Origin of the sequence: Roseateles sp., assembly GCF_039929605.1 — a bacterium.
Classification (GTDB): domain Bacteria; phylum Pseudomonadota; class Gammaproteobacteria; order Burkholderiales; family Burkholderiaceae_C; genus Pelomonas.
The window spans coordinates 1-20,055 of record NZ_JBDSQX010000162.1 but is presented as its reverse complement, the minus strand read 5'-3'; the positions used below and the strand labels follow the sequence as shown (position 1 = coordinate 20,055).

The following is a 20,055-nucleotide window of genomic DNA, read 5'->3' as shown; positions in this document are numbered from 1 at the left end:
GCCGGTGCCCGCCGGATCAGGACTCGCTCATGTCGTACGCCCGCCAGCCTTTGCTGAGTTCTTTCGCGCTGTTTTTGATGATGGCCCTGACCGCATGCGGTGGCGGCGGTGGCGGCGGAGCTGGCGGCACGCCAGCCGCCATCGGCAGCCCGCCGCCTGCCCCCACTGCGCCGGGAGCATCGGCGGCGGCAGGCACGGATCCGGTCCCTGGCGGCGGCCTGGTTTGCACACAGGGCGAAGTGACCTCGACCCGTTCGGCCACGTTCGCGCTAGTCAACCTGACGCGCTTCGCGCTGGGCCTGCCGCAGCTGGCCCGCCTGACTGCGCTCGACGGTACGGCGCAGGCACACGCCCAGTACGCAGTCGCGAATGAAGAAAGCGGGGTGACCGAGTCCTATGGCCTGCCTTGCTTCACCGGTGTCGATCTGGCCCAGCGGCTGGCTGCTGCGGGCGTCGTCTCGACCGACTTGCCGGGGCTGCGCCAGCGCAGTGAAATCGTCGTTGGCTTCGCGGCTTCAGCCAATGCTGAACCGCAGCCCTTGGACTACATCAACGACGCGCTGAACAATCTCTACGGTCGCACCTTTCTGCTCGACCCGCGCATGCAGCAGGTGGGGCTGGGCTTTTCTGCCGAACCGGGCGGTCTGCGGCGCACCCTGGTGCTGGACATGGCCTTGCGGGCTGACACGCCAGCGGCGAATGCCGAGGTCTGGGCGGTCTGGCCGCGCGACGGCGCCACCGGCCTGCCAACGCGGATGCGCCCGTCCAACATCAAGCCGCTGGCCGCCGGCCTGGTCGAGGGCTACCCCGTCACCCTGCACGCTGCGGCGCCGGTAGGGGTCACTCGCTTCGTCATGTCCACCGCGAGCGACGGCTCAGCGGTGGAAACCACCGTACTGACCGCCGCCAACGACGGCAACCTCTTGCTGGCCGCGAGTGAGGTGGCACTTGTGCCGAACGCGCCGCTGGCCGCCGGCACCACCTACCGCGTCGAGTTCGACGGCAGCGTGGGCATGACGCCGCTGCACCTGGCCTGGTCGTTCACGACGGCGCCCTGACCGCGAGGCGCGCGCCACCCCAGCAGAGCGCCGAGCGCTGCCGCGACAATCGCGCATGTCCTTTGCATCCCTGGGCCTCACGCCCGCCCTGCTGCGCGCCGTGCGCGAGCAGGGCTATCACGCTCCCACTGCCGTCCAGGTGGCGGCCCTGCCTGCCGTGCTTGCCGGCCACGACGTGCTGGCCCTGGCCCAGACGGGCTCGGGCAAGACGGCGGCCTTTGCGCTGCCGCTGCTGCAGCGCCTCGTCGACTCGCCGCCCCGGCCCGGCCCACGCGCGCTGGTGCTGGCACCCACCCGCGAGCTTGCGGCGCAGACGGCTGAGGTGCTGCGCGAGTTCGCGGCCAGGCTTTTGCATCGTCCCAAGGTCGCGCTGGCGTTCGGCGGCGTGTCCATCAACCCGCAGCTGATGTCTTTGCGCGGCGGCTGCGACGTGATGGTCGCCACGCCCGGCCGCCTGCTCGACCTGCTGGATCACAACGGCCTGCAATTGCACGGCGTCGAATGCCTGGTGCTGGACGAGGCCGACCGCCTGCTGGCCGCCGGCTTTGCCGAAGAGCTGCACCGCGTGCTGGCGCTGGTGCCTGCACGGCGCCAGACCCTGATGTTCTCCGCCACGTTCCCTGCCGCGGTGCAGGCCCTGGCCGAGCAATTACTGCGCGACCCGGTGCGCATCGAGATCGAGGAGGCGCCGCTGCAGATCACGCAGCGTGCCATCCAGCTCGACCGCGCCCAGCGCCTGCCCGCGCTGCGCCAGTTGCTGAAGGACGAAGACTGGCCGCGTGCGCTCGTCTTCGTCGCCAGTCGCTACACGGCCGAGCTCGTGTCGGACAAGCTCTTCGCCCACGGCTTCAAGGCCGGCGTGCTGCACGGCGAGCTGAGCCAGGGCGCGCGCAGCGATGTGCTGGCGTCATTGAAGAGCGGCAGCGTCAAGGTGCTCGTCGCCACCGACGTGGCCGCGCGCGGCCTGCATGTCGACGCGCTGGACGCCGTCGTCAACTACGAGCTGCCGCGCTCCGCCGCCGACTACATCCACCGCATCGGCCGCACCGGCCGCGCGGGGGCCGAGGGCGTGGCCATCAGCTTCATCTGCGCGGACAGCGCCGAGAACGCGGAGAGCCATTTCCGACTCATCGAGAAGCGCCAGGGCCAGCGCGTTCCGCGCGAGCGCCTGGCCGGCTTTGAGCCCGAGGCGGTGGCTACCGAGGCGCAGGCGGCGGGCGGCATCAAGAGCGCCACGCGCAAGAGCAAGAAGGACAAGCTGCGCGAAGCCGCCGAGCGGGCCGGAGACGCCAACGATGGGCATTGAGATCGAGCGCAAGTTTCTCGTCACGGGCGACGGCTGGCGCGAGCAGGCTGCGACGCAGACGCGCTTCAGCCAGGGCTACCTCAGCCGCGAGCCGGCGCGCACGGTGCGCGTGCGCATCGCGGGCGATCAGGGCTTCCTGACCATCAAGGGCGCCACCAGGGGCGCCACGCGGGCCGAGTTCGAGTACCCGGTGCCGCTGGCCGACGCGCAAGCGCTGCTGGCGATGAGCGACGGCCCCGTCGTCGAGAAGATCCGCCACCTGTGCACGCACGAGGGCATGACCTGGGAGGTCGACGAGTTCCTGGGCGCGAATGCCGGTCTCGTTGTGGCGGAGATCGAGCTGGAGTCCGAGAGCCAGGCCTTTGCGCGCCCGGCTTGGGCTGGGGCGGAGGTCACCGGCGACGCTCGCTACGTCAACGCCAACCTGGCGGTGAGCCCGTTCTCAAGCTGGAGCGAGTGAACTAGGGGGCGGCGAATCTGCCCGCCGGCTCGGCGCGTAAGGCTGTCATACGCAGGCAATCTTCGCGACCGAGGATGCGCTGCTTGGCTTCCGTCAATGGCCAGCTTCGCAAGCCGCTGGCCGCCCAGGCACCTCCTCATCACGCCCGTGCCCACCCTCCTGTCATCGCTCCTGCTACGAACGCGCAAAGGCATCCTGATGCTGCTGCTCGTCGTGTTGCCGCTGCAGGGCGTGGTGCAGCTCGTGGCAGGCGTGCAGGGCCATCGGCACATGCACACCGGCGCCGCGCCGGCAGCGGCGTCCCCGTCTCCGCTGCGGGCGCTGCTCAACCAGTTGCACGCCGCGCAGGACCCGCGGCTTCAGGCGGCCAAGTTGGCCTGGGTTGTGAGCACGGGGCCGGCAGCAGAGCTGCACGCGCATGGCGGCGTCTTCCACAAGCACTCGCACGACGCGGCTGACGTGCTTGAGGTGACCGACCCGGCCGACGACTCGCTGCAAGGCGGCGCTACCGCCTTCCTGGCCTGGCTGCCGGTCGCGTTGGCTTTGCCGGCCGGCGAGGCGGGCGGCCGCCCTGCCACGCTTGGCATCGACTGGCGCGACCGCGTTGTCGCTCCGCCGCTGACGCCGCCTCGGGGCTGACCTCAGCCGAAGACCGTCGACGCCTTGGGCGTCCGCTCAAGTGTCTTTGCTTCCGTCTGTCCCGCCCGTCCCGCTGCGGCAGGTGGTGCCTGCGCCTGCCCGCAGGCCCCCCGTTTCCCGAGATCTCCCATGTCCAAGAATCGCTTCCGGCCGCCGCTGCTGGCCGCTGCCTGCCTGCTCGTCACGTCCATCGCCCAAGCGCAGGCCGACAGGCCCGTCGTCGTCGCCACCGCCGTGCTCGACAAGGTCGAAGTGGCCGGCCGCCACTACGACAACGCCATCGGCAGCGCCGATGCCGCCTCGCAAGGCACCATCCGCGCCGAGCTGTTGAAGAGCCGCCCCGCGTTGCGCCCCGGCGAGGTGCTGGAGTTCGTGCCCGGCCTCATCGTCACGCAGCACTCGGGCGACGGCAAAGCCAACCAGTATTTCCTGCGCGGCTTCAACCTCGACCACGGCACCGACTTCGCCACCAGCGTCAACGGCCTGCCGGTCAACATGCCCTCGCACGGCCACGGCCAGGGCTATTCGGACCTGAACTTCCTCATCCCCGAACTGGTCGACCGCATCGAATACCGCAAGGGCCCGTACTTCGCCAAGAACGGCGACTTCGCCGCCGCCGGGTCCGCCGACATCGCCTACCGCAACACGCTGGACGAGAACTTCGCCGCGCTCACGCTGGGCCAGCGCCAGTTCCGGCGCTTCGTCGGTGCCGGCTCCGCGGCGCTGGGCGGTGGGCTGAACCTGCTGGGCGCCGTCGAGGTGCAGCACAACGACGGCCCCTGGAAGCTGGCCGAGCGCCTGCGCAAGAGCAACGGCGTCGTCAAGCTGTCCGGCGGCACGCGCGCCGAAGGTTGGAGCGCGAGCGTGATGGGATACGACGCCAAGTGGACCTCGACCGACCAGGTGCCCGAACGCCTCATCGCCGCAGGCACCTACAACGGCCAGCCCTTCGGTCGCTTCGACGCCATCGACACCAGCGACGGCGGCGAGACGCGCCGCAGCAGCCTGTCCGGCGAATGGCATCGCAACACCGGCGCCGAGGCCACCAACGTCGTGGCCTACGCGATGAACTACCGGCTCAAGCTCTTCTCCAACTTCACCTACGCGCTGGAGCGCCCCGACGACGGCGACCAGTTCTCGCAGCAGGACCAGCGCAAGGTCTACGGCGTCAACGCCAGCCACGCCGTCGAGCACCGCCTGGGCGGCCTGCCGGCACGCAGCGAGGTGGGCCTGCAACTGCGCCATGACCGCATCCGCGTCGGCCTGTACGACACCGTGGAGCGCCGCATCATCGGCACGACGCGCGACGACGATGTGCGGGAGACCCAGCTGGGCGTCTACGGCCAGGCGTCGGTCGAGCTGACACCGTGGCTGCGCAGCGTCGTCGGCCTGCGGGCGGACCCGGCGCGCTTCAAGGTCAACAGCTTGTCGAACGCAGCCAACTCCGGCAGCGCCTCGGCCAACCTGTTCTCGCCCAAGCTGTCGCTCATCGCCGGCCCGTGGGCCAAGACCGAGTTCTTCTTCAACGCCGGCCGGGGCTTCCACAGCAACGATGCGCGCGGCACCACGGCCAGCGTCGACCCCCGGACCGGCGACGCCGTCGACAAGGTGCCAGGTCTTGTCGCGGCGCGCGGCATGGAGCTGGGCGCGCGCACGGAGTGGGTGCCGGGCCTGCAAAGCTCGGTCGCGCTTTGGAAGCTGGACTTCGATTCCGAGCTCGTCTACGTCGGCGATGCCGGCGCCACCGAGGCTAACCGCCAGAGCAAGCGGCATGGCATCGAGTGGAACAACCGCTACGTGCCAACGCCCTGGCTGCTCATCGACGCCGACCTGGCCTGGACGCACGCGCGCTTCGCCAACTTCGACGCGGCCGGCGACCGCATCCCGAACGCCGTCGACAAGGTGGGCTCTATCGCCGTCACCCTGCGCGACCTCGGCCCGTGGTCGGCAAGCCTGCAGTGGCGCTACCTCGGTTCGGGTTCGCTGATCGAGAACAACAGCGTGCGTTCGCGGTCGTCGCTGACGACCAACCTGCGCGTCGCTCGCAAGCTCTGGGGCAAGGCCGAGCTGACCTTCGACGTCTTCAATCTGAGCAACCGCAAGCTCAACGACATCGAGTACTTCTACGAGTCGCAACTGCCCGGCGAGGCCGCACCGGTGGCCGACCGCCATGTCCACCCCGCCGAGCCGCGCACGGTGCGGGTGACGTTGAAGATGGTGTTCTGAAGACACGACGATGCGCGCGTTGCTGCCTGCTGCTGGCGGTGGCGCCACATTGAAGCGTTTGTGCACGTGGCCCGGCCCGGCAACGCACCAGCGTCATGCGGCTTCAGAAAGCATGAATGCCGGATCGGTATTCGTGCTGGCCCGTTTCTCGCATCTACTCGCGCTGGTTTCTTTACAACCAGAGGAGAACCCTGATGCAATCCATGACCTTCGGCCTGCGCGCCGCCTGCGCCGCACTGCTGGCGGCCAGCGCCTTCGCCGGCCTGCCGGCGCTGGCCCAGACCGCCAAACCCACCGTGGTGATCGTCGCCACCGGCGGCACCATCGCCGGTGCCGGTGCCTCGGCGCTGAACAGCGCCACCTACCAGGCCGCCAAGGTGCCGGTGGACAAGCTGATCGCCGGTGTGCCCGAACTGGCCAGCGTGGCCAACGTGCGCGGCGAGCAAGCCTTCCAGATCGCTTCCGAGAGCTTCACCAACGACAAGCTGGTGACCCTGGGCAAGCGCGTTTCCGCGCTGCTGAAGGACCCGGAAGTGGCCGGCGTGGTCGTCACCCACGGCACCGACACGCTGGAAGAGACCGCCTTCTTCCTGAACCTGGTGATCAAGAGCGACAAGCCCATCGTGGTGGTCGGCTCGATGCGGCCGGGCAGCGCGATGTCGGCCGACGGCATGCTGAACCTGTACAACGCGGTAGTGTTGGCGGCTTCGCCCAGCGCCAAGGGCAAGGGCGTGCTGGTCACCATGGCCGACGACATCCTCTCCGGCCGTGACACAGCCAAGCGCGTGAACATCAAGACCAGCGCCTTTGGCAGCCAATGGGGTCCGCTGGGCATGGTGGTCGAGGGCAAGACCTTCTGGTTCCGCAGCCTGGCCAAGCGCCACACCGTCAGCTCCGAGTTCGACATCGACACTATCGATGCGCTGCCGGACGTGTCCATCGTCTACGGCTCCGGCAGCATGAATATGGCGCTGTACGACGCGGCGGCCACGCCGGGCGTCAAGGCCATCATCAACGCCGGCACGGGCAATGGCTCGGTGCCCAACTACGCGGTGGACAAGCTCAAGTCCATCCGCGACAAGGGCGTGCTCGTCATCCGCTCCAGCCGCGTGGCTGATGGCATCGTGCTGCGCAACGCCGAACAGCCCGACGACAAGTACGACTGGGTGGTGGCCCACGACCTGAACCCGCAGAAGGCCAAGATCCTGGCCGCCGTGGCCCTGACCAAGCCGCAGACCACCGCTGAGCTGCAGCGGATCTTCTGGGAATATTGATCTGGAGCGTGGGCGGCAGACGGCGCCGGTGTGGCGTGCCTGCCGGTGCTGCGCCAAGCTACCCAAGCGATCCGACGCCGAGCGCCGCCTGGGGTGTCACCAGGGCGGTGACTCGCTGAGCGCGTCTTCAGGCACGTTCGCCGGCAGAGAGGCGATGGTGGGCGCGGACGTTGAGGCGGGCGCACCGGCGGCGGCAAAGTCGTGCTCGCCGCCCAGCCCTTCGATCAGCGCCCGGATCAACCGGCCCAGCTCGCCGGTGGCCAAGGCCACGTCGGCATCAAACGCTTCGTCGCCACTGGCCTCGGCTCGGCCTTCGAAGGCCAGGTCCAGGAAGCTGATCTTCTTGACTGCGAACCCCTCGGTCAGCGTAAAGGCGACGCGCTCGTTCCAGCTCAGCGCCAGGCGGGTGGGCATCTTGCCGCTGGTCAGATGGGCGCGCACCTCGTCGATGTCCAGCGGGTGGCGGGCGTAGCGCACGACGGGTTTCTGCTCGTCGCTGCCCTTGAGTTCGCACTCGCGCTCGATCTGGAAGCCTTCGGGCGTCACGCCGTCCTGCAGCCACGCGGCCATGCAGGCGGCAGGGCTCTCGGCGGTCTGCACCAGCTGTAGGCTCAGGCCGGGGCTGGCCTGGATCAACAGCGTGATGACTTCATCGGCGCGGCTGGTGGAGCCGGCGTCGACGAACAGCAACTGCTGCTCGGGCGCAATCCACACCTGCGTGGCCGAGGTCTTGGTGAAGGCGCGCGGCAGCAGCTCGTGCTCGGCCTGCTCCTTCAGCTCCTTCTTGGCCTTCTTGCCGGGCTTGCGGCCGGTGGTGGCCTCGATGTGCTCGGCCAGTTCTTCCACGCGCTCCTGCACGACGGAGGAGGGCAGCAGGCGCTGCTCGCGCTTGAGCTTGACGAGCCAGTGGCCGTCGACCACTTCGACGAGGGGCGCGTGCTCAATGCCACGTGGCGGCGCCCAGCCCACGGCCAGCGGTTGGGTGGGCGCGCAAGGCAGGAAGGTTTCCTTGGCGAGCTGTTCGGCGAGCAACTTGGCGTCGACCTGCCAACCTTCGCCGATGCGGTAAGTGATGAGGTTCTTGAACAAAAGTGGGGCTCCGTACAAATGCAAAGCCCGCCAACGGCGGGCTTGTTTGGGTGCAGGGTGGGATTGTCTCAGGCTTGGTGCAGGGCCCGCGTTTCAAGTCGCTTCGGTCATTACCTGGTGCAGCAGCTTCTCGAACACCTCGACCGACTGCCCGCCCTGAATGAGGTGGCGCTGGTTGACGATGATGGCCGGCACGGCGTGGATGCCCTGGGCGTGCACCTCGGCTTCCGCCTCGGTGACCTCCGCGGCGTAGCGGTCGCTGTGCAGCAGCTCGCGCGCCTCGGCTTCGGGCAGGCCGGCCGCCACGGCTTGCTCCAGCAGCACGGCGGGGTCGGACACGTCGCGGCCGTCGGTGAAGTAGGCCTTGAGCAGCGCCAGCTTCAACGTGCGTTGCACGGCAGCGCCAAAGGCGTCGTCGGCCCAGTGCAGCAGGCGGTGGGCGCTGCGGGTGCTGTAGATGCGGCTGCGCGCGCCGGGGCGGAATTCGAAACCCAGCTCCGCACCACGCTCGCGGATGGCCTGGCGCGTGCCGGCCAGCGCGGCCGGGCTGGCGCCGTACTTGTGCGCCAGATGCTCTTCGATGTCCTGGCCCTCGGGGCCCATGTCGGGGTTGAGCTCGAAGGGGTGGAAGTGCAGGTCCAGTACCAGCCCAGGGATGCGCGCCGCAGCCGCTTCGAGGGAATACAGGCCGATGGCGCACCAGGGGCAGACGATGTCGGAGATGAAGTCGATTCGCATGCGTGGCATTTTCACGCTCCCGGCGTGACCTCTCGGTTTGCAAGGGACACAAGCGTGACGGGGTTGCTCTTGCCGTGAGCGGAGCTTGCCGCCACGGGTGGGCCGGGGCTAATAATCGCCCAGCAGTACCTTCCCAGCCATGCCCCCCAAGACCTCCGGAACCCCCAGTTTCTGGGCACGCTGCCTGCTCGCAGGCATCGCTGTCGTCGTGTGGCCCGGCTCGGCCCAAGCACAAGAGGCCGACAGACCGCCCAGCGAGGCGAGGCTGCACATCAGCGGCTTTGGCAGCCTGGGCTTGAGCCATGTGGACGCGCCGGATGGCTGGGGTTATCGGCGTGAGCTGGCACAGGCCGGCTCGGGTGCCACCTGGCGACATGACATCGACACCCGGCTCGGCGTGCAGCTGAATTACAGCCTGGGCTCGCAGTTCGAGCTGGTGGCCCAGGTTATCGCCAAGAAGCGCGGCCACTACGCGAGCGACGGCGATGCGCTCGAATGGGCCTATGCCAGCTACCGGCCCAACGCCGACTGGACGCTGCGCGTCGGCCGCGTGAATGTCGACGCCTTCCTGATGGCTGACTACCGCAACGTCGGCTACGGTTTCACGATGGCCCGGCCACCGGTCGAGCTCTACGCGCGCCTGCCCACCACGCTGGACGGTGCCGACGTCGCGCGCAGCTGGTTCCAGGGCGATGCGCAGTGGCGCGCCAAGCTGATGCACGGCTCGGGGCGCATCGGCGACCTCCACACCAGCAAGGCCAGCCGTGTGAGCGACGTCAGCGGCGCGATGCTGTCGCGCGAGGAGGGCGGCCTGCTGGTGCGCGCCAGCGTCGCCCGTGCGCGCACGGCCATCAACCTGACCACCGTCCAGCCCGCCCTCGACGGCCTGGCCCAGCTTGGCGCGCTGCCCATCCCCTCGGTGGCCGACGAGGCCCGCCAGCTGCGCGACCGCCTGGGTGCCACCGGCTCTGGGCGATGTTCTGGGAGCTGGGCGTGCGCTACGAGATGGCGGAGTGGCAGTGGAGCGCGGAGGTCGTGCGCGTCTCGGCCGCCCCGCTGACCGTGGAGAACACGGCCTACGCCACCCTCGGCCATCGGTTCGGCGACTGGACGCCTTACATCGGCTACGGTCGGGCGCGCAACGCCTTGGCCGTGCTGCCCCTGCCGGCTTGGGCAGCCGCACTGACGCCAGTCATCGGCCCGGTGGGCGCTGCCCAGGCGCAGGGGCTGGGCAGTGTGGTCGTTACCTCGCTGAACAACGCGCGTGTGCAGCAGTCGAGCTGGTCGCTCGGCGTGCGCTGGGACTTCCATCCCCAGGCCGCGCTCAAGCTGCAGTGGGACCGCGTGCGCGTGCAGCCCAGCGGCTCGTCCCTGTGGACCGGCGCCGATGGCCAGGCGGGCAATGCCAACGTCGCGACTGCGGTCGTGGACTTCATCTTCTGAAGCCATGTCTGCGCGCAGCTTTTTCATCCTCGCGCTGCTGGCCGCAGCCCTGCCCGCGCGGGCCGACTTCTACATCGTCGTGCACGCCAGCAACCCGCAGCGCGCGCTAACGCAAAAGGAGGCGGTCGATCTCTTCATGGGCCGCAGCCGCGCCTTTGCCAACGGCGACTTCGCACTCATCTTCGACCTGCCGCGCGACCATCCGCGCCGTGCCGCCTTCTATCAGGCCCTGACCGGCATGAGCGTGGCCCAGGTCAACAGCTACTGGTCGCGGTTGATGTTCTCCGGCCAGAGCGTGCCGCCTCAATCCCTGCCCGACGAGATGGCCGTGGCCGGCATCCTGCGCCGCAACCCCAGCGCTCTGGGCTGGCTCAGCAAGGAGCCCACCGAGCCGGGGCTGCGCACGGTGCTGGTCATCAAGGAAGCCCCCACCAAATGACGCCCGCTGCACCCCGTGTGCGTGGTGCCGACAGCTTGCAGCTGCGCTTCATGCTGCTGGTGTTCGCCAGCGCGGCCGTGCTGGCCCTCGTGGGCGCCACGATTGCCTACCAGTTCGGCCAGGCCCGCGCGCTGGCCACTGGTCGCAGCAGTGTCGAGGCCCTGGCCACTGCCGTCGAGAAGACGCTGGCCATCGGCGCCTACGCCAAGGACGAGGTGCTGCTGCAGGAGGTGGCCGGCGGCCTGGCGCGCAATGATCTCGTCAACGTCGTCGAGGTGGTGGCGGCGGATGGCCGGGCGCTGGTCAAAGTGCTGCGTCCGGGCGCCGCCGAGCGACCGGGCCTGACGCTGCTGACGCGGCCGCTCGTGTCCCCGTTCGACGCCAGAGAGACCCTCGGACAGTTGCGCATCCGCCTGAACGACGACAAGGTCCAGGCCGACGCCGACCGCGAGGCCTACACGCTGGCTGCAGTCATGGCCGGCCAGGCGGCGCTGCTGGCGGCCGTTCTCTACCTGCTGGCGGCACGCATGGTGTCTCGCCCCATCGTTCACTTGGCCAGTTCGCTGCGGCGCATGACGCCGGGCTCGGGCGAGCGGCTTGAAACGCCCGCCAACCACGCCGCCGACGAGATCGGCGTGCTGATTGCCGGCGCCAACACGCTGCTGGAATCCAATGAGCGTGCGCTGCAAACCGAGCGCAGTCTGCGCGCCGAGGTCGAGGCTATGGAGGCCCAGTACCGCCAGATCTTCGACTCCAGCAGCGCCGGCATCTTCGTGCTTGACGAGGGCGGCCGCCTCATCAACGGCAACCCGACGGTGTCGCGCGTGGTGGGCCTGTCGATGGACGAACTGCGCACGCTCAGCGAGCACGACTTCATCAGCCGCGTCTTCAACCGGCCCGAGCAGGTGCGCCAGATGATCGACCAGGCCGCCGCGCGCGGCGAAACCGTGTCGGCCGACCTGGAACTGGTGCAGGTGGGCGACGAGCGGCGCTGGGTGCACTGCCTCATCTCCGTGCAGCGGGTGGACGGGCAGACGGTGGAGGGTGTCATCTACGACATCACCCAGCGCAAGAGCGACGAGAACGCGGTGCGCCACCGCGCAGAGCACGACGCACTGACCCAGCTGAAAAATCGAGGCGCGGGCCAGGCGACGCTGGAGCGCTATGTCGCCGAGACCTGCTCCCGCGGCGCCATGCTGAGCGTCGCCTGCATCGACCTCGACGGCTTCAAGCAGATCAACGACATCCATGGTCATGCCAGTGGTGACGAAGTGCTCGTCGCCTGCGCCGAGCGCATGCGCGCAGCCGTGCGTCGCTCGTCCGACCTCGTTGCGCGGCTGGGCGGCGATGAATTCCTCATCGTGCTGCGCGACGTCGGCCCCGGTGATGCGGTGCTGATGCAGGTCATGCGCGACCTGCTCGACGGGCTGTCCCAGCCCATCCGGCTGTCAAACGGCGAGTCCGTGAGCGTGGGCGTCAGCATCGGTGTGGCCTGCCTGCCTGCTCATGGCACAGACCCGCTCGGCCTGGTCCGCGCGGCCGATGAAGCCCTTTATCACGTGAAGAGAAACGGGAAGCAGGCTTTTGCGCTAGCGTTGCCGAACTGAGTTGCCCCTCGCCCAGTCCGCCGTGCTGAACGCCGGCAGCCTGATCGGTCCCCAAGGGGACGGCGATGCTTGCGGCGTTGAGCCGCAAGCACATCGCCAACGCGGGCCGGCTTGGGAGCGGCCCGGCGCTCGGCCCGGAATACCCACAGAAAACCGTCATGTCAGACTACACCCCGCCCCAGGTCTGGACCTGGAACAAAGCCAGCGGCGGCCAGTTCGCCAGCATCAACCGGCCGGTGGCCGGGCCGACGCACGACAAGGAGTTGCCCGTCGGCCGTCATCCGCTGCAGCTCTACTCGCTGGGCACGCCCAACGGCATCAAGGTCACGGTGATGTTGGAGGAGCTGCTGGCCGCAGGCCACGCGGGTGCCGAGTACGACGCCTGGCTGATCCGCATCAACGAGGGCGAGCAGTTCGGCAGCGGTTTCGTCGAGGCCAATCCCAACTCCAAGATCCCGGCGCTGGTGGACCACAGCGGGCCGCGTCCGCAGCGGGTGTTCGAGTCGGGCGCCATCCTCATCTACCTGTCCGAAAAGTTCGGCGGCGCCTTCCTGCCGGCTGGTGGGGCGGAGCGGGCCGAGGCCTTGAGCTGGCTGTTCTGGCAGATGGGCAGCACGCCCTTCCTGGGCGGCGGCTTCGGCCACTTCTACGCCTACGCGCCCACCAAGCAGGAATACCCCATCGACCGCTACGCGATGGAGGTCAAACGCCAACTCGATGTGCTGGACCGGCTGCTCGCCGAGCGCCGCTACCTGGCGGGTGAGAGCTACAGCATCGCCGACATGGCGACCTGGCCCTGGTACGGCGCGCTCGCCAAGGGCCAGCTCTACGGCGCCGGCGAGTTCCTGTCCGTCCACGAATACACCCACGTCATCCGCTGGGCCGACGAGATCGCCAAGCGCCCGGCCGTGCAACGCGGCCGCAAGGTCAACCGCACCTGGGGCGAGCCGAGCAGCCAACTGCACGAGCGGCACGACGCCAGCGACTTCGATTTGAGGACGCAGGACAAGGCGGCGCCGCCGTGATCACGCTCTACGACTGCACCACCGCCCCCAGCCCGCGCCGTGCGCGCATCCTGCTGGCCGAGAAGGGCGTGCCGCACGAGACGGTGCAGGTCGATCTGCGCAGCGGCGAGCAGATGGGCGAGGCTTACCGGCTCATCAACCCCCAGTGCACCGTGCCGGCGTTGCGGGTGGAGGAGGGCGCCGTGTTGACCGACAACGCCGCCATCGCGGCCTACCTGGAGGCGGCCTTTCCCGAACCACCGCTGCAGGGCCGCACGCCGCTGGAGAAGGCCGAGATCGCGGGCTGGCAATGGCGCGTGGAATTCGAGGGGCTGGCTGCCATTGCCGAGGCCTTCCGCAACGGCAGCCCGGCCATGGCCGGCCGCGCGCTGACGGGGCCGGTGGGCTACGCGCAGATCCCCGAGCTGGCGCAGCGCGGCCTGGCGCGCGTGCAGGCCTTCTTCGCAACGCTGAACGAGCATCTGGCCGGGCGGGAGTTCATCGCCGCAGGGCAGTTCAGCATCGCCGACATCACGGCCGTGGTGGCGGTGGACTTCGCGCGCGTGGCGAAGGTCAAGCCGGGAGACGAGCACCCGCACCTGCGCCGCTGGCGCGAGGCGATGCAGGCGCGGGGGACGATGGAGTGAGGCGCCGCGCCACTGCTTCCACCGCGACGCGGCTGGCTTCACACTGCGGCCCGCGATGAAAAATCTTCCGCAAGCACTCATGCTGGTGCTGGGCCTAGCCTGGTTGTGCGGAGGCCTGTTGTCAGCCTTTTCGTTGGTGGAAGCACTTCGACCCGACGAGGCCTACTTCAGGACCGAGGGCGAGGTTCTCGGCGTCCAGAAGCACACAGATTCGAATGAAGGCGTTGTCCGGCATCTGGCCGAGGTGTCGTTTCAATATGGCGTCGACGGCAGGCAGTTACGCGCCAACTCGCTGACGCCGCTGTGTCAACGATGCACGCCGGATGAAGTCTTCCAGGTACTCCGTATGCGTCCCTCGCAGGTGCCCGAAGGGCTGAAAGTTGCAGTCTGGGTTCTGAAGTCGAACCCCGAAAGGGCCTATCTCGCATTACCCAGCAAGTCAGACGTCGTCCGCCAGTGCATCGCGGTGTTGTGTCTGCTGATCGCCGTTCCGGCGTTCTTCGCGTGGCAATTCAAGCTTTGGGGGAGCTGGCAGAGGGCCCGCTGAACTCAACGGCACACGTTGGGCAGGTGCAGGAACGTGAGCCGCTTGTTCTTCAGCAGCTTGAGGCTGTCGCCGACAGCTGGCCATTGGTATAGGCCTTCTTCAGCCCGTACTCTAGCCACTCGGCCAACCGGGGCTGGTTCAAAGCTGGCGATCGCTCGGCCTCGCCAGGTAGAACCACTCCGTGCCCGGCAGCGACTTCACGTTAGGGAACACGATGCGCCCCTCGCTGGGCGCCAGCACGGCCTCGCCGCTGGCGCGGGTGCCGATCTGCTGGCCGTTGGCGATGGCATCAAAGCTGGCCCATTCGCGCGCAAAGCTGTCGCCCATGTCTTCACGGTCGATGACGTCGTAAAGCTGCAGCACCTCCGGCGCTTGCGCGGGGCGGTGCGGTTCGACGGCGCTCTCGTCCAGCATGCCCAGGACCACCAGTGCGCGCAGCATGGCCAGCCGCGCAACCTCGGGGCCGTTCGGGTCGAGATGCTGGCCGCATTCCAGCGTGATGGCCCAGCCGCCGGTGGAGCGCATGTATTCGGTCGTGCCGACGCCGTAGTGCGGGTCGGAGATCAGCGACGCGCGGCGCGAGCCGTCGTGGCTGAGCTGCTGGCGGCGCTGCAGGCCCAGCGCGTAGGTGGACAGCCAACCTTCGACGATGCGCGTCACGCCCAGCGCCGCAGCGAGGGCCGACTCGGTCGCCTCCTGCGAGAAGGGCTCCAGCTCGTCGCTGTTGTTGCGCGGGCCGATCATCGCGAAGGCCGGGCCCTGGCCCTGGAAGCTGTGCAGATCCAGGAGCCCGTCGTGCTGCGCGATCAGCGGGCAGAGCTGCTTAGCGATGCGGTCCTCGAAGTCCTGCGCAATGATGGGCGGGCGCAGGTTGCGGTTGAGGTTGCGATCGCCCTCGCGGCGGTTCAGCTGGTGGGCCAACGGGTTGACGATCGGCACGAAGGTCAGCGTGCCACGCTTGAGCGTCAGCTCGCCGGCATCGAGCTGGCGGGCGATCTCCGTCATCGCGGTCGTGCCGTGGATCTCATTGCCATGCACGGCGCCCGTCACGAGGACCCTTGGGCCGGGCTGGAGGCCGGCGAACTGGTGGATGCGGATGTGAGTCGGATGGGTCATGACTTGAGCAGGGCAGCGGTAGACAGGGCCTGGTCGGCAGCGAAGACGCGGCGTGGCAGTTCGGCCACGGGCTGGCCGGCGCGATAGGCAACGAGGCGGTAGAGGGTGGCGAAGGCGAAGTCCGGCGGAGCCTGGCCGGCGCCCAGCACCAGCTCGCCGCCGCGGCGCACGGCGTCGGCCAGGAAGGCGGGCAGGCGCAGGTGATACGGGTTGCGCTCGATCTCGCCGGTGTGGCGCTCAAGCGCGGCGATCAGCCGGGCGGTGTCGGCAATGCCGGTCTGCACGAGAGCGTTGGGGGCCGCCTGGGTGGACCAGAACTCGGTGAAGGCCACCACCGTGTCCAGCCGCGCGGCGGCGAGCGCTTCGACGACCAGGCGGTACACGCCGCGGTGGCTGGGGTTGTCGTCCAGCGCATGGGGCGCGAGGACGAGGGCGGGGCGATGCTCGGTGAGGATGGCGGCGAGCGCCTGGACCTGCTCGGGCTGCATCGCGTCGGCGCGCACGTCGGATAGGCCTTGCTCACCGACGCGGAGGCAGCCGAAGCCCAGCACCGCGCAGGCGTCCTGCAGTTCGGCCCAGCGTGCCTCGCGCCGCTCGGTATTGCTGCCCAGCGTGACGGCGACATTGCTGACGCGCCAGCCGGCCTCCTGATGCAGGCGCAGCGGCAGCGCGCCGACGATGCATTCGTCGTCCGGATGCGGCGCAAAGATGAGGCAGTGGCCAGGGCTGGCGTCGGGCGCGGGCGCCGCGTGACGGTCGGGCGGGTTGCCCAGCAGGGCAGCGAAATGGGTCAGGTGCTCGCGCCAGCGCGCGAGATCGGCTTCCAGGGACATGCCGTGATGCTAACGAACCCGCGCGGGCCAGGTCGCCAGCCACACACCCACCAGTGCCAGGCCATACGCCAGCGCCTGCTGGGTCGACAGCACCTCACCCAGCGCCAGGCCCACGAGCGCCGTGCTGATGGGCAGGAAGACCATGAACACGCCGGCCTTGGCGGCGGGCAGGCCGCGCAGCCCGGCCATCCACAGCCAGACGGTGATGACGCTGGCCGTGGCCGAGTAGTAGGCGAGCAGGCCCCAGTCCAGCGCGCGCGGCGCGCCGAAGTCGAAGCTGAGGCCTTGCCAGACGGCCAGCGGCGTCACCAGCGCGAGGCCCCAGAGGTTGATGAGCGCGCTGATGCGCTTCGGGCTGAGGCCTGCAGTCAGCTGCTTGCCGATGACGACATAGCAGGCCTCGCAGCACACCGCGGCAATCAGCAGCAGGGCGCCGACCGGCGTTGTCTCGCCTTCATAGCCATGGCCTTGCCTGCCCGTGGCGACGAGTGCGATGCCGCCCACCGCGCAGGCGATGCCGGCCAACGTGCGGCCACCCAGGCGCTCGCGCAGCACGGCCCAGCTCAGCAGCGCCACGGCTGCCGGAATGCCGGCCAGGATGACCCCCGCCACGACGGCCGAGCTCTGCCGCAAGCCGAACAGCATGCAGATGGAGAACAGGAAGTTGCCGAGGAAGGATTCGAGAAAGAGCAACCAGCGCGAGCGCGCGTCCAGCGGCGCCTCGTGCGCCGGCTTCTTCAGCCACGGCAGCATCAGCACGGCCGCGAAGCCAAAGCGCAGGCCCGCCAGCAGGAACACCGGGAAGGCCGCCACCAGCAGCTTGGACAGGCCGACGTAGCTGCCGACCAGCGTGGTGCTGGCGGCCAGCAGCGCGTAGGCGCGCCAGGGGATGGGATGCATTCGCTCTCCACCTCAGTTTTCGGGCCGAGCGCCGGGCCGCTCCCAAGCCGGCCCGCAGTGGCAATGTGCTTGCCGGCGTTCAGCCGCGCAAGACCGGGCGAGGGGCTAATCAATCGTTAGTGCAATGAACTGCGTGAACTGGGCCGGGTTGAAGTTGTTGTCGGACGCCAGGATCAACGTGCGCTTGCCGTCGACCATCGGGCCGAAGGTGATGCCCTCGATGTTGTCCAGCGCCAGCACGCTGCCGTCGTCATTGGTCAGCGAGGACAGGTCCAGCAGCATGGTGCGTTTGACGGGCACCACGTCGCGGCCCTTGATGGTGGGCCAGCCGGCCACGTCGGTCGCGCCGCGCGTGTCGATGCGGTAGAGCTTGATGGTGTTGCTGGTCGGCTGCTGCGTCTGCGCCGCGCGGCCGGGCGTGATGGCGCCGACGGCGTAGGCGCGTTCGATGACGATGAACTCGGTGGCCGACAGGGCCAGCATGTCGGGCACGCCGTTGGTGGCGAAATCACCCGCGCGGGCCGGCGCGAAGGGAATGGGACCCACGTCGTAGACATACTCGGCGCCCGCCTTGTCGGTGTCGAGGTCGAAGGACAGCATGCGCGCGCGGCTGCCGTGCCCGACCGCCGTGGGCAGGCTGTCCTGCGCCAGGCCGTTCTCGGACATGGTCCACAGCGTCTTGCCATCGGGCGTGATGGCCACGCTCTCGAAGGCCAGGTTGTTGTGCACGCCCACGTCGCCCGCCGCCAGGCCACCGGCGCTGCCCGAGGGGTTGTAGTAGCCCGGCACGGCGAACTCGCCGGCGGGTTTGCCGTCCAGCTGCATGCGGCGCATCGTCGGGTTCTGCATGCCGCCGGAGGTGCGCTGGCCCTCGTTGGCCCAATAGATGAGGTTGCGCTTGGCGTCCAGCCGCAGGCTCTCGGGGTCGACCTGGTTGCGGCCGAAGGGCTGGCCATCGAGGTCCAGCATCGTCGTCATGTTGACCCAGCCGACGCCGGCATAGCCCGGGTCGGCGCTGCGACGGAACTTGGACAGGTCCAGCGTCAGCTCGTAGAAGCGCGCCGGCCCGCGCTCGCTGCGGTCATCGCAGATGGCCAGGTAGCGGCCCGTGGCGGGCACGTAGTCGATGCTGGACAGGCCGCCCACCGGCAGGCTGCGAAAGCTCGCGCTGGTCGGCACGATCTGCTGGCCGAGGTAGGTGAGGTTCTGCGCGTGGGCAGACCCTGCGAGAAGCAGGGCGAGTAGCCATTTCATGGAGAAGCTTTTATGCAGCGCGGCGCAGGGCGGCTCTGAGGGTGTCGATGATTTGCGCGATGTGGCCGCTCTCGATGATGAGCGGCGGCGACAGCGCGACGGTGTCGCCCGTGGTGCGCACGAGCAGGCCCTTGTCCCAGCAGTCCAGGAAGATGTTGAAGGCGCGCTTGGCGGGCTCACCGGGGAGCGGCTTCAACTCGACGCCGCCAACCAGGCCGATGTTGCGCACGTCGATGACGTTGGGCTCGTCGCGCAGCGAGTGCAGGGCCTCGGCGAACTCGGCCTGCATGGTGGCCGCGCGGGTCAGCAGGCCGTCGTCGGCGTAGGTGTCCAGCGTGGCGATGCCGGCCGCGCAGGCCAACGGGTGGGCCGAGTAGGTGTAGCCGTGGAAGAACTCGATCAGGTGTTCGGGCCCGGTCATGAAGGCATCGTGGATCTTCTGCTGCGCGAACACCGCGCCCATCGGCACGCAGCCGTTGGTGATGCCCTTGGCCACCGTCATCAGGTCGGGCGTGACGCCGAAGGTCTGGGCGGCGAAGGGGTTGCCGGTACGGCCGAAGCCGGTGATGACCTCGTCGAAGATGAGCAGGATGCCGTGCTTGTCGCAGATCTCGCGCAGGCGCTGCAGGTAGCCGGCTGGCGGGATGAGCACGCCGGTGGAGCCGGCCACGGGCTCGACGATGACGGCGGCGATGGTCGACGCGTCGTGCAGTGCGACCAGGCGCTCCAGGTCATCCGCCAACTCGGCGCCGTGCTCCGGCACGCCGACCGAGAAGGCGTTGCGCGCCGGGTCGTGCGTGTGGCGGATGTGGTCAACGCCCGCCAGCAGCGTGCCGAACATCTTGCGGTTGGCCACCATGCCGCCCACCGAGATGCCGCCGAAGTTGACGCCGTGATAACCGCGCTCTCGGCCGATGAGCCGGGTGCGCGCGCCTTCGCCGCGCACGCGGTGGTAGGCGATGGCCATCTTCAGCGCGGTGTCGACCGCCTCGGAACCCGAGTTGGTGAAGAACACGCGGTTCATGCCCGTGGGCGCGATCCCGGCCAGCCGCTCGGCCAGCTCGAAGGCCTTGGGGTGGGCCATCTGGAAGGGCGGCGCGAAGTCCAGCTCGGCCGCCTGCTCCTGGATGGCCTTGACGATCTTGGGCCGGTTGTGGCCGGCGTTGACGCACCACAGGCCGGCGATGCCGTCGAGCACCTCCCGGCCCTTGTCGTCTCGGAAGAACATGCCGTCTGCGCTGGTCAGCAGCCGTGGCGACTGCTTGAACTGCCGGTTGGCAGTGAAGGGCATCCAGTAGGCATCAAGCTTGGAAACGTCAGCGCTCATTCGTGGCTCCTCGGGAGGAGCGCCAGTCTAATTTGAATCTGACAGGTTGGTCAGAATCCAGGCGAGTCGTTTTCTCTTCGGGCCGAGCGCCGGGCCGCTCCCAAGCCGGCCCGCGATGGCGATGTGCTCGGGGCTCAACGCCGCGAGC

20 protein-coding genes are annotated in these 20,055 nt (G+C 68.9%); 13 read left to right on the top strand and 7 right to left on the bottom strand.

From position 1 onward, the window contains the following. The 6 genes from ABIS05_RS22060 to ABIS05_RS22035 form a co-directional block, all read left to right on the top strand. A partial coding sequence (locus tag ABIS05_RS22060) for a hypothetical protein (protein WP_348013414.1) occupies positions 1–1,058 on the top strand: 1,058 nt, incomplete at its 5' end. A gap of 55 nt (positions 1,059–1,113) precedes the next feature. Then, positions 1,114–2,364, top strand: coding sequence for a DEAD/DEAH box helicase (locus tag ABIS05_RS22055; RefSeq protein ID WP_348013413.1), 1,251 nt, complete (start codon positions 1,114–1,116; stop codon positions 2,362–2,364). After that, on the top strand, positions 2,354–2,824 hold the full coding sequence (locus ABIS05_RS22050) for a CYTH domain-containing protein (RefSeq protein WP_348013412.1): 471 nt from the start codon (positions 2,354–2,356) through the stop codon (positions 2,822–2,824). The genes ABIS05_RS22055 and ABIS05_RS22050 overlap by 11 nt, the downstream gene beginning before the upstream one ends. A gap of 198 nt (positions 2,825–3,022) precedes the next feature. Next, positions 3,023–3,463 (top strand): hypothetical protein, encoded by a 441-nt coding sequence (locus ABIS05_RS22045; RefSeq protein ID WP_348013411.1) that lies wholly within the window; start codon positions 3,023–3,025, stop codon positions 3,461–3,463. Positions 3,464–3,592: 129 nt separating this feature from the next. After that, a complete protein-coding gene (locus ABIS05_RS22040; RefSeq protein ID WP_348013410.1) occupies positions 3,593–5,689 on the top strand; it encodes a TonB-dependent receptor domain-containing protein in 2,097 nt (698 codons plus the stop codon). A gap of 203 nt (positions 5,690–5,892) precedes the next feature. Beyond that, positions 5,893–6,963: an asparaginase gene (locus ABIS05_RS22035; RefSeq protein WP_348013415.1), complete on the top strand. Its 1,071-nt coding sequence runs from the start codon at positions 5,893–5,895 to the stop codon at positions 6,961–6,963. 96 nt (positions 6,964–7,059) lie between these two features. Here the strand turns inward: ABIS05_RS22035 and ABIS05_RS22030 are convergent, their stop codons facing one another. Together ABIS05_RS22030 and ABIS05_RS22025 are read right to left on the bottom strand one after the other, a co-directional pair. After that, positions 7,060–8,052, bottom strand: coding sequence for a recombination-associated protein RdgC (locus tag ABIS05_RS22030; protein WP_348013409.1), 993 nt, complete (start codon positions 8,050–8,052; stop codon positions 7,060–7,062). 93 nt (positions 8,053–8,145) lie between these two features. Beyond that, on the bottom strand, positions 8,146–8,799 hold the full coding sequence (locus tag ABIS05_RS22025) for a DsbA family oxidoreductase (RefSeq protein ID WP_348013408.1): 654 nt from the start codon (positions 8,797–8,799) through the stop codon (positions 8,146–8,148). A 130-nt stretch (positions 8,800–8,929) separates the two neighbouring features. Here ABIS05_RS22025 and ABIS05_RS22020 point away from each other — a divergent pair, with 130 nt between their 5' ends. The 7 genes from ABIS05_RS22020 (at position 8,930) to ABIS05_RS21990 (ending at position 14,477) form a co-directional block, all read left to right on the top strand. Continuing rightward, positions 8,930–9,850, top strand: a complete 921-nt coding sequence (locus ABIS05_RS22020) for a hypothetical protein (RefSeq protein WP_348013407.1) — start codon at positions 8,930–8,932, stop codon at positions 9,848–9,850. Next, on the top strand, positions 9,766–10,233 hold the full coding sequence (locus ABIS05_RS22015) for a hypothetical protein (protein ID WP_348013406.1): 468 nt from the start codon (positions 9,766–9,768) through the stop codon (positions 10,231–10,233). The genes ABIS05_RS22020 and ABIS05_RS22015 overlap by 85 nt, the downstream gene beginning before the upstream one ends. Positions 10,234–10,237: 4 nt before the next feature. After that, positions 10,238–10,672, top strand: coding sequence for a hypothetical protein (locus ABIS05_RS22010; protein WP_348013405.1), 435 nt, complete (start codon positions 10,238–10,240; stop codon positions 10,670–10,672). Further along, positions 10,669–12,279 carry a sensor domain-containing diguanylate cyclase gene (locus ABIS05_RS22005; RefSeq protein WP_348013404.1) on the top strand — a complete coding sequence of 537 codons (1,611 nt, stop codon included), beginning with the start codon at positions 10,669–10,671 and terminating at the stop codon, positions 12,277–12,279. Before ABIS05_RS22010 ends, ABIS05_RS22005 begins: the two co-directional genes overlap by 4 nt. Positions 12,280–12,437: 158 nt before the next feature. After that, positions 12,438–13,304, top strand: a complete 867-nt coding sequence (gene yghU, locus ABIS05_RS22000; protein ID WP_348013403.1) for a glutathione-dependent disulfide-bond oxidoreductase — start codon at positions 12,438–12,440, stop codon at positions 13,302–13,304. After that, positions 13,301–13,930, top strand: coding sequence for a glutathione S-transferase N-terminal domain-containing protein (locus ABIS05_RS21995; RefSeq protein ID WP_348013402.1), 630 nt, complete (start codon positions 13,301–13,303; stop codon positions 13,928–13,930). The genes yghU and ABIS05_RS21995 overlap by 4 nt, the downstream gene beginning before the upstream one ends. Before the next feature lie 55 nt (positions 13,931–13,985). Next, complete coding sequence (locus ABIS05_RS21990) at positions 13,986–14,477, top strand: DUF3592 domain-containing protein (RefSeq protein WP_348013401.1); 492 nt, start codon at positions 13,986–13,988, stop codon at positions 14,475–14,477. A gap of 138 nt (positions 14,478–14,615) precedes the next feature. Here the strand turns inward: ABIS05_RS21990 and ABIS05_RS21985 are convergent, their stop codons facing one another. From ABIS05_RS21985 to ABIS05_RS21965, 5 genes are all read right to left on the bottom strand, one after another. After that, complete coding sequence (locus ABIS05_RS21985; protein ID WP_348013400.1) at positions 14,616–15,593, bottom strand: succinylglutamate desuccinylase/aspartoacylase family protein; 978 nt, start codon at positions 15,591–15,593, stop codon at positions 14,616–14,618. Beyond that, positions 15,590–16,426: a PIG-L family deacetylase gene (locus ABIS05_RS21980; RefSeq protein WP_348013399.1), complete on the bottom strand. Its 837-nt coding sequence runs from the start codon at positions 16,424–16,426 to the stop codon at positions 15,590–15,592. The genes ABIS05_RS21985 and ABIS05_RS21980 overlap by 4 nt, the downstream gene beginning before the upstream one ends. A gap of 9 nt (positions 16,427–16,435) precedes the next feature. After that, positions 16,436–17,326, bottom strand: coding sequence for a DMT family transporter (locus tag ABIS05_RS21975; RefSeq protein WP_348013398.1), 891 nt, complete (start codon positions 17,324–17,326; stop codon positions 16,436–16,438). 105 nt (positions 17,327–17,431) lie between these two features. After that, a complete protein-coding gene (locus tag ABIS05_RS21970) occupies positions 17,432–18,580 on the bottom strand; it encodes an esterase-like activity of phytase family protein (RefSeq protein ID WP_348013397.1) in 1,149 nt (382 codons plus the stop codon). A 10-nt stretch (positions 18,581–18,590) separates the two neighbouring features. Further along, a complete protein-coding gene (locus tag ABIS05_RS21965) occupies positions 18,591–19,907 on the bottom strand; it encodes an aspartate aminotransferase family protein (RefSeq protein WP_348013396.1) in 1,317 nt (438 codons plus the stop codon). Positions 19,908–20,055 lie beyond the last annotated feature (148 nt).